The 13,150-nt window shown below is 53.8% G+C and carries 11 protein-coding genes; 4 read left to right on the top strand and 7 right to left on the bottom strand.

Features of this window, described 5'->3' with window-relative positions:
• Positions 1 to 28: 28 nt before the first annotated feature.
• On the bottom strand, positions 29 to 1,165 hold the full coding sequence (gene norW / locus KP22_RS08615; protein ID WP_081923384.1) for an NADH:flavorubredoxin reductase NorW: 1,137 nt from the start codon (positions 1,163 to 1,165) through the stop codon (positions 29 to 31).
• Positions 1,166 to 1,175: 10 nt separating this feature from the next.
• Positions 1,176 to 2,708 carry an anaerobic nitric oxide reductase flavorubredoxin gene (norV, locus tag KP22_RS08610; protein ID WP_039303726.1) on the bottom strand — a complete coding sequence of 511 codons (1,533 nt, stop codon included), beginning with the start codon at positions 2,706 to 2,708 and terminating at the stop codon, positions 1,176 to 1,178.
• A 167-nt stretch (positions 2,709 to 2,875) separates the two neighbouring features.
• On the opposite strand from norV, the gene norR reads away from it, so the two are divergent.
• Positions 2,876 to 4,414, top strand: coding sequence for a nitric oxide reductase transcriptional regulator NorR (gene norR, locus KP22_RS08605; protein WP_039323734.1), 1,539 nt, complete (start codon positions 2,876 to 2,878; stop codon positions 4,412 to 4,414).
• A 230-nt stretch (positions 4,415 to 4,644) separates the two neighbouring features.
• Here norR and fumA read toward each other — a convergent pair whose 3' ends face one another.
• Positions 4,645 to 6,288, bottom strand: coding sequence for a class I fumarate hydratase FumA (fumA, locus tag KP22_RS08600; RefSeq protein WP_039303732.1), 1,644 nt, complete (start codon positions 6,286 to 6,288; stop codon positions 4,645 to 4,647).
• Between the two features lie 462 nt (positions 6,289 to 6,750).
• Positions 6,751 to 7,629: a LysR family transcriptional regulator gene (locus KP22_RS08595; protein ID WP_039323732.1), complete on the bottom strand. Its 879-nt coding sequence runs from the start codon at positions 7,627 to 7,629 to the stop codon at positions 6,751 to 6,753.
• 140 nt (positions 7,630 to 7,769) lie between these two features.
• Between KP22_RS08595 and KP22_RS08590 the strand changes: the two genes are divergently transcribed.
• Entirely contained in the window at positions 7,770 to 8,231 is a 462-nt protein-coding gene (locus KP22_RS08590) for a multidrug/biocide efflux PACE transporter (protein ID WP_039323729.1), read from the top strand.
• Between the two features lie 8 nt (positions 8,232 to 8,239).
• On the opposite strand, the gene KP22_RS08585 is transcribed toward KP22_RS08590, so the two are convergent.
• The gene (locus KP22_RS08585) at positions 8,240 to 8,902 is read right to left on the bottom strand and encodes a DNA-3-methyladenine glycosylase family protein (protein WP_039303741.1); all 663 of its coding nucleotides are present in this window, start codon (positions 8,900 to 8,902) and stop codon (positions 8,240 to 8,242) included.
• Positions 8,903 to 9,126: 224 nt separating this feature from the next.
• On the opposite strand from KP22_RS08585, the gene ada reads away from it, so the two are divergent.
• Together ada and alkB are read left to right on the top strand one after the other, a co-directional pair.
• A complete protein-coding gene (gene ada, locus KP22_RS08580; protein ID WP_039324015.1) occupies positions 9,127 to 10,257 on the top strand; it encodes a bifunctional DNA-binding transcriptional regulator/O6-methylguanine-DNA methyltransferase Ada in 1,131 nt (376 codons plus the stop codon).
• Positions 10,254 to 10,910, top strand: a complete 657-nt coding sequence (gene alkB / locus KP22_RS08575; protein WP_039303743.1) for a DNA oxidative demethylase AlkB — start codon at positions 10,254 to 10,256, stop codon at positions 10,908 to 10,910. The genes ada and alkB overlap by 4 nt, the downstream gene beginning before the upstream one ends.
• A gap of 231 nt (positions 10,911 to 11,141) precedes the next feature.
• On the opposite strand, the gene KP22_RS08570 is transcribed toward alkB, so the two are convergent.
• Both KP22_RS08570 and KP22_RS08565 read right to left on the bottom strand, forming a co-directional pair.
• Positions 11,142 to 12,671, bottom strand: coding sequence for an FAD-dependent oxidoreductase (locus KP22_RS08570; protein ID WP_039303746.1), 1,530 nt, complete (start codon positions 12,669 to 12,671; stop codon positions 11,142 to 11,144).
• A 93-nt stretch (positions 12,672 to 12,764) separates the two neighbouring features.
• On the bottom strand, positions 12,765 to 13,112 hold the full coding sequence (locus KP22_RS08565) for an FMN-binding protein (RefSeq protein WP_039303749.1): 348 nt from the start codon (positions 13,110 to 13,112) through the stop codon (positions 12,765 to 12,767).
• Positions 13,113 to 13,150: the final 38 nt, after the last annotated feature.

Raw genomic sequence — 13,150 nt, 5'->3', positions numbered from 1 at the left:
TTTTAAATGCATTATTTATTTTGCCGTATCAGGCAGTGACAGAAAGCTGTCGCAGTAGCGGAAATGCCTCTTTCATCCGCTCACCGCCGACCACAAAGGCACGTAGCCTTTGCTGACTATCCAGCGCTTTGGCCACCATACCCTGTTCGTTCCATTCCTGCTGCCAGTGTAAATCGCTGCTGGTGGTATCGCCTGCCATCTGTAAAGGAAACAGCGGCGTCTTGATTTTAACCAGCATCGGCGGCAGGGTTAGCGACTCATTGGCACCTAGCAGGTTCTTCGCCAGCATGATAGTGCTGAGTTGAATCGGTTGCAGGAACGGTAAGAGCTTACCGCCAATTTCCGCGCAGTCGCCTAGCGCATAAATCTGCGGATCGGTGGTCTGTAACTGCGCATTAGTCTGGATGCCTTTTTGCACCGCCAAATCTGCCGCTTTCGCCAATTGTGTATTGGCCTGCAAACCGACGGCGGAGATGATTTCGTCTACCTCAACCGTGCGCCCATCGGTAAACATAGCCTGCACGCCGGTTTCGGTTTTCTCCAGTTGCTGCACGGTCGTGTTCAGCAACAGCGAAACGCCTTGCTGTGTCAGCGTGAATTGCAGTCGCGCACTGACTTCAGGCGGCATCAACGCAGGCAGGATGCTGCTTGCGCAGTCAACTAGCGTGACGCGTTTTCCGGCGCGGCTCAGGTCCATTGCCAGTTCGGTCCCGATGAGTCCAGCACCGAGTACTAGCACGCGTTCGGCCTGCCAGAGTCGGCCTTCGTGAGTCCGGTATTCCTGCTGACTATTGAGCGTCAGCATGTGTTCGCGCCCCGGAATTGGTGGCACCATTGCGCTGGCCCCGGTCGCGAACACCAGTTTGTGGTAATCGTAACGCTCCGTGCCACAGACGACCTGTTGCGCATGGCGGTCAATGGCGGTGACGCGCGTATTGGCTAGCAGCGCAATGCGGTTTTCTTCAGCAAACGCGGTTGCCTGAATCTTGGTCAGATCGTCGGCGTGCTGCTTCAGGCTCATCACATGGCTTAGATCCGGCTTGTTGTACTCATCACCGCTGTCGGCGGTGATCAAGCGGATAGGGCTGTGGGCATCTAGTTTACGTAGCTGTCGGATAAGCTGGCGAGCAGCAAAGCCCGCGCCAATAATCACGATATCTTTCATCATCCGCTCCTTAGCGAATCGGATTGAAAACGTCTTTACCCAGCCCACATTCCGGACAGAGGAAGCTGTCGGGTACATCCGACCACATGGTGCCAGGTGTGACATCCTGCATAGGTTCGCCAAGTGCCGGATCGTAGATCCACTGGCAGACGCTGCATTGCATACAGCCGCTTTCTGACGGTGCTGTTGGCTGTGTTGCTGACTGTGGTACAGCGACTTCGTTGCATCCACAGGCGCTTTCGGCAGGGACGCTCACACTTTGTGGTGCGGCTGAGGCTGCTGATTGCGGTACGGTAGTCTGTTTTGTGGGCGAGATGACGCGGCGGGCAGGCGTATTATCCAGCGGATGCAATGCCCACTGGCGGGCAATCTCGCGGCCATGTTCACGGCAAATTTCCAGCGCGGAACCATCAGGACGCCACTTGGTTTTCAGCGCCAGCGTGGTTTCAAAACCGGCGTCCATCAGGCGGGTTTGAATGCGGTCTACCGCACCGCCGTTCCAGCCGTAGCTACCAAATGCCGAGGCTTTCTTATTTTGGAAACGTAGACCGGTGATCTCTTCCAGCATGGCGGCGACTTTCGGCATCATCACGTTATTCATGGTGGATGAACCGACTAACACGCCTTTCGAGCGGAATACCTGCGTCAGGATTTCGTTCTTGTCGTGGCGGGCGACGTTATAGATTTTCACCGCGACACCCGGATCGACATCGTTGATGCCTTGCGCAATGGCGTCAGCCATCATACGGGTGTTATTGGACATGGTGTCGTAAAACAGCGTGATGCGATCTTCCTGATAGCTGTCCGCCCACTTCAGATACAGGTGGATGATCTGGGCCGGATCGTCGCGCCACACCACGCCGTGTGAGGTGGCGACCATCGACAGCGGCAGGTTAAAGCCGAGGACTTCGTGGATTTTGGCAGTTACCAGACGGCTGAACGGTGTCAGAATATTGGCAAAATAGCGCTGACACTGCTCGAACAGTTCGGTTTGATCCACCTCATCGTTAAACAGATGTTCATCACAGTAGTGCTGACCGAACGCATCGTTACTGAACAGCACGGCATCCTCAGTCATGTAGGTCATCATGCTGTCAGGCCAGTGCAGCATCGGGGTTTCAATAAAGATCAACTGCTTGCCGTTGCCGATATCCAACGTGTCGCCCGTTTTGACCGTGTGGAAATTCCACTCAGGATGATGGTGATGGCCGGTAATGGAATCGATCGCATTATAGGTGCAGTAAATCGGCGTGTTGGGAATACGCGCCATCAGCTCGCTCAGCGCCCCGGCGTGATCCTCTTCGGCATGGTTGATCACGATGTAATCAATCGTGTTCAGATCTACTTCCGCCATCAGATTCTGCACAAATTCACGGCTGAATTTGTGATCGACGGTATCAATCAACACGGTTTTCTCTTCGCGGATCAGGTAGCTATTGTAGCTACTACCTTGCAGCGTTTTGTATTCCGTGCCGTGAAAATCACGGACTTCCCAGTCGCGTTGTCCAACCCAGTGGATGTTGTTCTTTACGTGAATCGTCATGTTCTGAAACCTCAATAAGCATATGCGAGAAAATATACTGTAAAGATTGCAGGAAGTGTGCCAGTTTTTAATTTATTGATTTATAACGTTTTGATAAATAATGTTTGTCAAAGTGACATACTTTATCTATTGTCTTAATGACACAGGCTATGTCATTAGGACACACCATGACGCTTTCTATTAATGCCCTTGCCCGTATCGCTATCGAGCTGCAAATGGGGCTATCGAATCAGGATCGTTTTCAGCGTTTGATCAACAGCCTGCGCCAACTGCTGCGCTGTGATGCGTCTGCGCTGCTGCGTTACGAAAATCAGCTATTCCGCCCGCTGGCGATAGATGGTCTGGCACCGGACGTGCTGGGGCGACGCTTTCGCCTGTCCGATCATCCCCGTCTGGAGGCGATTGCCCGCGCGGGCGATGTGGTACGTTTTCCGGCGGACAGTCAGCTTCCCGATCCGTATGACGGCCTGATCCCCAGTCAGGAGGATCTTAAGGTGCACGCCTGCGTTGGCCTGCCGCTGTTTGCCAATCAGAACCTGATCGGGGCGCTGACCGTAGACGGCATGGACCCGTGCCAGTTCGATCATTTTAGCGATGAGGAACTGCGGCTGGTGGGGGCGATGGCGGCGGCGGCGCTGAGTAATGCGCTGCTGATGGAACGCCTTGAGCGGCAACTGCCCGCGCCGGTACGTGCCGAAAGTCCGGCAGCGGAAAGCGTGGAGGAAATGGTTGGATTATCAGAACCGATGCAGCGGTTGAAGAAAGAGGTCGATATCGTTGCGGGTTCCGATCTGAACGTGCTGATCATGGGAGAAACTGGCGTCGGTAAAGAACTGGTGGCGCGGGCGATTCATCGCGGTTCCAGTCGTGCAAATCATCCTCTGGTGTATCTGAACTGCGCTGCGCTGCCGGAATCGGTGGCAGAGAGCGAACTATTTGGTCATGTGAAAGGGGCGTTTACCGGTGCGATTCATCATCGAACCGGCAAGTTTGAAATGGCGGACAACGGTACGCTGTTTCTGGATGAGATTGGCGAGCTGTCGTTGACGCTACAGGCGAAGTTGCTGCGCGTGTTGCAGTATGGCGACCTACAGCGCGTGGGGGATGACAGTAGCCTGAAAGTGAACGTGCGCGTGCTGGCAGCAACTAACCGCGATCTGCGGCAGGCGGTGCTGGATGGCGCGTTTCGTGCCGATTTATTCCACCGCTTGAGCGTGTTCCCGCTGTCCGTACCGCCGCTGCGTGAGCGCAGTCAGGATGTGGCGCTGTTAGCCGGTTTCTTCTGTGAACGCAGTCGTGCGCAGTTAGGGCTGGCACGTCTGGCGTTAACCGCGGAAGCAGGGACGTTGCTGGAGCAGTACGATTGGCCGGGGAATGTGCGCGAGCTGGAGCACGCGATTTATCGCGCCACCGTGCTGGCGCGTGCCGGACAAGAATCGGGCGAGGTGCTTTTAGGCCCTGAGCATTTCAATCTCGAACTTCCCTCTCAACCTGTTCATTCCAGAGCAGGATCGTCGAATGCTATTGAAACCGCGCCCGCATATTTCGTCAGCGGCAGCCTGCGGGAGGCAACGGACGACTATCAGCGTCGGATTATCCAACAAACGCTGGCGCGTCATGAGGGAAACTGGTCATCCTGTGCCAGAGAACTGGAAATGGACAGCGGCAACCTACACCGTCTGGCGAAGCGACTGGGCATCAAATAAAAAACGCCCCGATAGTCGGGGCGTTGCAGACCGTTGACAAACCTATTTACCGAACGAAAACGGGAGTAACGGAATAGAAGAGTAAAGCGTTTGCGCCATGGACAAAAGCGTCAGGAACGCTTTTGAACGTCGCTTGCGCACAGGGACGTGTTTACAGCGTCTTTACGATCTATCCGTTACTCGCGCTCGGCTGGCGTTAGCGGCTAACCTCTAATCACAGCAGAAGTGAGTTAACCGCATTTCACGCACTTGGCGCTCTGAATCACCTGGAAGAAATCGTTGCCTTTATCATCAACCAGAATAAAGGCAGGGAAATCTTCGACTTCGATTTTCCAGATGGCTTCCATACCCAGTTCAGGGTATTCGACGCAGGTCAGACTCTTGATGCTGTTCTGCGCCAGAATTGCTGCCGGGCCGCCGATGCTGCCGAGGTAGAAGCCACCGTGTTTATGACACGCATCGGTAACCTGCTGGCTGCGGTTGCCTTTTGCCAACATGATCATGCTGCCGCCGTTGGCTTGTAGCAAATCGACGTAGGAATCCATGCGGCCTGCGGTGGTTGGGCCTAACGAACCAGATGGGTAGCCTTCCGGCGTTTTTGCTGGGCCTGCGTAGTAAATCGGGTGATCTTTAATGTACTGCGGCAGGCCTTCGCCGTTATCCAGACGCTCTTTCAGCTTGGCGTGAGCAATATCACGACCCACGATGATGGTGCCAGTCAGGGAAAGACGGGTGGATACCGGATACTGCGACAGCGTCTTCAGGATCTCGGTCATCGGGCGGTTCAGGTCGATTTTAACCGCATCGCCTTCGCCCGTTTCACGCAGGTGCTCAGGGATATATTTGCCCGGATTCTGCTCTAGCTGCTCCAGCCAGACGCCCTTGCGGTTGATCTTGCCTTTGATGTTACGGTCAGCGGAACAGGACACGCCCATCCCGACTGGACAAGATGCGCCGTGGCGCGGCAAGCGGATAATCCGCACGTCGTGCGCGAAATATTTACCGCCGAACTGCGCGCCCAGACCCAGATCGCGCGCCGCTTCCAGAATTTCCTGCTCCAGCGCGACATCACGAAACGCCTGACCGTGCTCGTTGCCTTCGGTTGGCAGTTCGTCGTAGTACTTGGTTGAGGCCAGCTTAACGGTTTTCAGCGTGGTTTCTGCCGAGGTGCCGCCAATCACAAATGCGATGTGGTACGGCGGACAGGCCGCCGTACCCAATGAACGCATTTTCTCGATCAGGAAGCTCTTCAGTTTACCCGGCGTCAGCAGCGCTTTGGTTTCCTGATACAAGTAGGTCTTGTTGGCAGAACCGCCGCCTTTGGTGACGAACAGGAATTTATAATCTTCGCCCTCGGTACTGTAGAGGTCAATCTGTGCCGGCAGGTTGGTGCCAGTGTTGACCTCTTGGTACATATCCAGTGCGGCGTTCTGTGAGTAACGTAAGTTGTCTTCAATAAACGTGTTGTACACGCCCTGCGACAGCGCTTCTGCATCGTTACCGCCAGTCCATACGTTCTGGCCTTTTTTACCGACGATAATCGCGGTACCGGTATCCTGACAGGTTGGCAGAATGCCCTTGGCGGAAATTTCGGAGTTGCGCAGGAATTGCAAGGCAACGTATTTATCGTTTTCGCTGGCTTCCGGGTCGTGGAGAATATCGGCAACTTGCTGTTGATGAGCGGGACGGAGCATGAAAGAAGCATCGTGGAAGGCTTGCTGTGCCAGAAGGGTCAACGCCGCTGGCTCGACTTTCAGGATGTCCTGGCCTTCAAATTGCGCGACAGAGACAAAATCGCTGCTCAACAGGCGATATTCGGTGTCATCTTTACTGAGTGGAAAAGGATCTTGGTAATAGAAGGGTTTATTCGACATTTTTTTCTCACTTGCAATTGCATTAATTAGTAAATTCCGACCTTTATAGGATTCAACGTCTTATTATTAAGGTAAGGCGTATTACCGCAGCACCACAGGGATGTCTCGAATACAAAAGTAGTAATCCCTATAATTGTATGGTTTTTTGTCGGGAAGTACTACTTTGGTACATCACAATAATAATGATGATATGAATTATTTTTCCCTGCTACAGGCGAGAGAAGCCGCCGCGTGGTACAGGATAATGTGCACGGTATAACGTGGAAATATTCCTCTTTTAATTATCTTAATTAAGTAAATTAAACGGTGAAATTAAAAATAATAACCATTTTATTTTTAATGTTATTCATTAACGATATAAAGAAACCGTTGTCCGTTTTTTATCGCTTCATGAAAAAGCAGGTTCATCACAAAAGGCAGAGCGCTGTGGCCCGTAGGATGACTGATATGATTTTGCCTGCATTATGGCGACGTACTTTCTTGCTGGGCAAGGAGATTGTCGATCATCCACAGGCCTGCTGGGCCGGGGGGATGGGGTTTAGACCAGACGACATCTACGTCAATCCACTGTGGCCAGCCTGACACTGGCAGTTCTACCAGCTTTTGTCGATCATATTGCGCCACCAGCCAGCGCGGAAGAATGCTCCAGCCGTGCCCCTGCTGCGCCATCTCCAATAACATAAGGTAGGACGGCGCAGACCAGACGATCCCTTCCGGTTGGAGCCGGTCGCTACGTTTATAGGTATTGAGATAGAGCTGGCGGACGGTCGCCAGTTGGCTGCGTGTTACGGTTTTTTCCGTCGCGAGCGGGTGGACTACCGACACGAAGACGGCCATTTCAGTCTTAACCTGCAAACGCGCGGCGGCAATATCGGGCGGGTAATCTGTCTGGGCACGTAATAGCCCGACATGCGCGCGGTCCATTTGCAGCAGATCGATGACGTCGTCGCCTTCCGCAACCAGACATTCAAATTCAATATCGGGAAAGTTGTGTGCGAAACGCTGAATCACGGGTTCGTAATGGGTGGCTTGCCAGATGTCGGACAGCACAAACGTCAGGCGGGGTTCGATATGGTCGGCCAGACGGATCGCCAGCTCATCCAGCTCCTCACTGGCTGACAGGATCGCCTGTACGTGAGAAAGCACTTTTCTGCCTGCCAGCGTCAGCACGGGCTGATGGCCGGATCGATCAAACAGCGTCAGCCCGAGATCGGCTTCCAGATTGGCAATGGCGGCGCTGATGGTGGACTGGCTTTTGTGCAATCGCCGGGCGGCGGCGGAAAATGAGCCCGCATCAACGGTGGTTATAAACGCCAGCAATGATTCTGGTGAATAACGCATAGTGCCTCTATCGTTTTTATCGATGGAATCTAACTGTACTCTACCAGCTTATGTGATGAAAATAAGCCCGTGATACGATGCCATCCATGGTCATGGCGAAAATTGACCAGTAACACGCAATAAATAAAAGTGAATGTGCTATGCAAAATAAAACCAGCAAAACCTTACGTGAACGTCTGTACCATGCCGTGGGCTTTGAGCTGATTGCGTTAATGATCTGTGCGCCAGCGGGTGCCTGGCTGCTGAATAAGCCAATCTTCGATATGGGTGCACTGGCCATTATGCTGTCCAGTGTCGCGATGATCTGGAATATGATCTACAACTCGATATTCGATCGCTTATGGCCTGCGGACCGCGTTAAGCGTCGGCTGCCGATCCGTATCGCCCACGCGCTGGGGTTTGAAGGCGGCTTTATCCTGATTGGTCTGCCGCTGGCGGCGTGGATGCTGAATGTTACGCTGTGGCAGGCGTTGATGGTGGAGATCGGCTTCTTCCTGTTCTTCCTGCCGTATACCGTGGTGTATAACTGGGCCTACGATGCGCTGCGGGAACGCATTATGAACCGCCGTCGTCAGGTGTCGGCCAGCTTACGTTCGCGCTAAGCCTGCTTTTATCGGTGTGTCATTTTAAAGCTCTGATACGCCGGTAGCTCAAGCGAACGCCATAAATACCATGATGCTACTGTGCGATAAGGCTGACATTGCAGGCTCAGTGCCTGCAAATCGCGCGGTTTCGGCATATCCGGTAAATCATAGACGTAGCGCAATCCCTGACGAATGCCCAAATCGTCGAGCGGCATGATGTCAGTACGTTCCAGCGAATAAATCAAAAACATTTCTACCGTCCAGCGTCCGATTCCCTTTATCGAGGTGAGTTGCTGAATGAGCGTGTCATCATCCCTATCTGCGGCCTGTTCGAGGCTCGGCACCAGCCCACTTACTGCACCCTGTGCGATAGCGTGTAGCGTATCCGCTTTGCGGGCGGAAAAACCGCACTGACGCAGCGTATCGGTGGAACAGGCTAATATTTGTTGCGGAGTGGGAAAGACATCATCATGTACTCGCAAGAGCTTTGCGACCATCGCATCTCCGGCGCGCGTCGTGAGTTGCTGATAGGCGACCGCACGCATCAGCGCTTCGTAAGGTTCCCGGTGTGGCGCGGTTTGGTGACGACAGTCGCCGATCTGTTCGATCACGCTGGACCAGCGTGTATTGATGGCACTGAGATGTGTTTTGGCGTGCTGCGTGAAATCCGACGATGGGTGGGATGGCATAAACGGCTTCCGTTGTGAGAACGCAAAGAGCAGGAAACGAGCATAGGTGATTGCCGCTCGGCGCGCCATCTGGGAAGCACTATTGGTAGGAAAAATAAAATCTGAATGAAAAAGCAAGAGTTGAACGTGTGCGTAAGGTGCCTTCGGTTTAGCGTTAGTGCATGACGTGACTTTCACTAATAGTAAGATTGGCAGCAATACTGAATGGGAATGAGGTGCCTATGATGCGTAACGACACGATGCTCAATGATACGCCATTTCAGGATGCCGACTCGCGCTGGCAGGCGGTGGTAATGCGCAATAAGGCTGCTGACGGCTGTTTTATTTATGCGGTGAAGACGACGGGGATTTACTGTTCTCCATCCTGTGCATCACGCCAGCCTCGGCGTGAAAATGTGGTGTTCTTCGCGACGGGTGACGAGGCGCAGGCGGCGGGTTTCCGTCCGTGTAAACGGTGTCGTCAGGGGACGCTTTCGCGACAGGAACAGCAGACACAGCAGATTGCCCGTGCCTGCCGGATGATAGAGCAGTCGGATCGTCCGCCGACGCTGGCGATGCTGGCTCAAGCAGTCGGGATAAGCGCTTTCCATTTTCATCGCGTGTTCAAAACCACAACGGGTCTGACGCCAAAACAGTATGCCAGCGCCCACCGTCACCGGCAGTTACGTGAACACTTAGCAGATAATGATGAGGTGACCGCGGCGATTGTCACGGCGGGCTATGACGCTAGCGGGCGCTTTTACGCTGAAGCCAGTACGCATTTAGGAATGACGCCGACGGTGTTTCAGAACAAGGGAAAAGGGATGACGATCCACTTTGCGATTGGCCGCAGCTCACTTGGCGACGTGCTGGTGGCGGAAAGCGAGAAAGGGATCTGCGCGATCCTGCTGGGAGACGATCCTGAATCTTTGCTCAATACGCTTCAGGAGATGTTTGCTAACGCGCATTTGGTCGGCGGTGATACAGCGTTTGAGCAACGGATGTCGGAGGTCGTCGGGTTCGTTGACGATCCGTCCATCGGGCTAACGCTGCCGCTTGATATTCGCGGTACGGCATTCCAGCAGCGAGTCTGGCAGGCGCTGCGTGCCATTCCGGCAGGGGAAACGCTGAGCTATCGTGAGGTTGCTGAGCGAATCGGATCGCCCGCTGCCGTGCGTGCTGTCGCGGGTGCCTGTGCGGCAAACCAGCTGGCGGTTGCGATTCCTTGTCATCGCGTGGTGCGGCATGATGGGGCGCTGTCAGGCTATCGCTGGGGTATGGAGCGTAAACGTGCTCTGCTAGAGAAAGAGCACGTGAAGAAAGAACCGATGGAGAAAGGACAGATTGTGCATCAACAAGAGGAATCGTCGCCGTGAATTTTGATTTATTTGCCGATGAAGCACCGCGTCGCTGGACGGAAACGCTGGCACCGAGTGCGTTCATCTTGCGTGGTCGTGCTTATGACGATGCGCCAGCGCTGCTGGCGGCGCTACAAACCGTGATTGCGCGAGCACCGCTGCGTAATATGGTCACGCCGGGCGGTTTTGTGATGTCGGTGGCGATGAGCAACTGCGGGCAGCTCGGCTGGGTGACGGATGAACAAGGCTACCGCTACACTTCACACGATCCGCTAAGCGGAGAAGCGTGGCCCGCTATGCCGGAGGTCTTTTTCCGACTGGCGCAGCAGGCGGCGAGCGAAGCCGGTTTTGCTGATTTTGAACCGGATGCCTGCCTCATCAACCGCTATGATGTCGGTACGCGTATGTCTCTGCATCAGGATAAAAACGAACGGGATTTTCACCAGCCCATCGTGTCTGTCTCGCTGGGGCTGAGCGCGATGTTCCTGTTTGGTGGTATGGCTCGTAGCGATAAAGCACAGCGTGTTCCGCTGACACACGGCGATGTGGTGGTCTGGGGCGGTGAATCGCGCCTCTATTTTCACGGTATTCTGCCGCTGAAAAGTGGTGCCGTACCGGAAGGGATGCCTGATGAATGCCGTTTTAATCTGACGTTTCGTAAAGCCGGATAAGAAAACGCTATTCCGCTTACCGTGAATTTCGTTTGTGTTTGAGTGAATTCCTTTTAAATAGATAGCCAGCCTGCATCGGCATACAGGCTGGCTTAAGGGCATAATACTGTTCGCTTAAGCCCGTTGTTAGGGGAAACTCAGGGGGGAGGTTCCTGTAGGGACGCCTCACCCCTGTGGTCGCCCCGTGTATCTCAATGCTCAAACGAACCGCGGTAGACTTAAGAGTCGAGCTTATTTCTTGCTGAACTTCATATAATCAAGGGCGCTTTCTGCCGCAATACGACCCGAATTGAGTGCAAAGCCAAATGTACCGCCGCCTAACAACAGGTCATAAGTGTCGCCATACATGCCGGCGGCATCATTACCTGTGACGTACAGGCCCGGAATGACCTCACCGGATTTATCTATCGCCTGCATTTTTTCGTCGATCTTCACACCACCCAAGGTGCCCAGCGCGGCGGGTTGCATTCTCACCGCATAGAACGGGCCGGTTTTTATTGGACGCAGATAATCCATGTTTTTGTTGAACACATCATCCCGTTTTTGCGTCGCAAACTTGTTGTTTTCTTCCAGCGTATTCTTCAGCACGCTGGCATCAACGCCCATCTCTTTCGCCAGCCCGTCAACGGTGGTGGATTTGAAGACGAAGCCGCGATTTTTCTGACTTTCCTTCGTAAATTCGCTATCGAATTTAGTCAGCTTGGTATTGGCAATAACCCATTCGCCAATCGGCACATCAATGCCGTCTTCGACGTAATGTTTACGCGATGTCTCGTCAAAGATGGAGTACATGATGCCGCCCGCTTTTGACAGCGCGTTGCCGGAGTGTGGCCAGATGATGACGTTAGATTCATCGGTAAAGCGGCGGCCGTGTTGATCAATCCACAGATAGGGCTGACGCGCAGCGGCCAGCAGATGAGAGTTAGGCGCATAGTCTGGCAGGCCGGGACGATAGGCTTGCAGCAGACCCAGACCGTCCGGTTTGGCACCGGCTTTCCAGGCCATATTAATCCCGTCACCGTCCTTACCGACGTTGCCAACCATAATGGTATCGGGGAAGGCGGCGTATTTTTGCAGCATCTCTTTATTGTTGGCGTAGCCGCCAGTGGCGATGATGACGGCCTTGGCGTCTATCTGGAAGGTGTTGCCGTCGCTATCTTGTGCGATGACGCCCGTGACTTTACCGTCTTTCACGACCAGATCTTTACCCGCCGTTTTCACCAGCGTGGTGACATCCATACTTTTAAACTGCTCGTGGAATGTCTTGATCAGGTGGCGTCCGTGGCCGGGGCCGTCGATCACATGCCAGGTCAACATCCCGCCGGGGCCGCCGGGACCGATGTATTCAAACTTGATGCCTTTCGATTTCACCCACTCAATCGTGTCCGCCGAGCGGTTGACGAAGGCGCGCACTACGAAGGGATTTGCCATCCAGTGGCTGTAATCCATGATGGTTTTAAACGCCATATCAGGCGTCACTATAATCCCCTGACGTTTCTGCATGCTGCTGTTGGCGGCGAAGATGCCTTCGGCAAAGTTACCCGTGCCACCGACAATCGGCTGTTTTTCCAGTAAGACGATTTTCGCCCCTTTTTCTGCGGAGGCCATGGTTGCCGAGGTGCCAGCTGCGCCCGCACCGATAATAACGATGTCGGCACTTTTCGGGATTTCCGGCTTTGCGGCGTCCGCCGCCTGTGCGGTAGACCAGCCCATCATCGAGAGACAGAGTGTTGCGAGTACACTTTTTCTGAAGCGTTTCATGATGTTTTCCTTGATGTTATTAATATTTTTACAACACGGTGTGTTATCGCCGCGTTCCCGCCGCTGTGCTTAGCGCGTGGAGAACCGGCGGTATTAATTCGCCTTGGCCTGTGAGTACGCATCTTCCGATGCCTCTTTTACTGCCTCGCTGGTCATCGTGGCACCGGACACGCCATCAACCTGTATGCTCTGTTTTTCGGTCATGGCTTTCGCGAGTTCGATTGCCGCTTCCCCGCCGACTTCGGGGGTTTCTTCCGGAGCATCAATGGTCGATTTGAGGACTTTCCCCTGCGCATCGATATCGAGTGTGACGGTGACATCGCCACCGATACCCTGTCTGGCGGCGGAATAGGTGCCAGCTTTAAAACTCCCTTCTTGTGCGACTGCGTTTTCTACTGCGAATAAAAAGCAAAGTGGTAAAAGGGCTGAGAATGTTTTCATATAACTTTTCATATCAGTAAGAGAGTCCCGTTGGTTTT

The sequence above is a fragment of the Pectobacterium betavasculorum genome, assembly GCF_000749845.1.
GTDB classification, from domain to species: Bacteria; Pseudomonadota; Gammaproteobacteria; order Enterobacterales; family Enterobacteriaceae; genus Pectobacterium; species Pectobacterium betavasculorum.
This window is presented reverse-complemented; position numbering and strand designations above follow the sequence as displayed.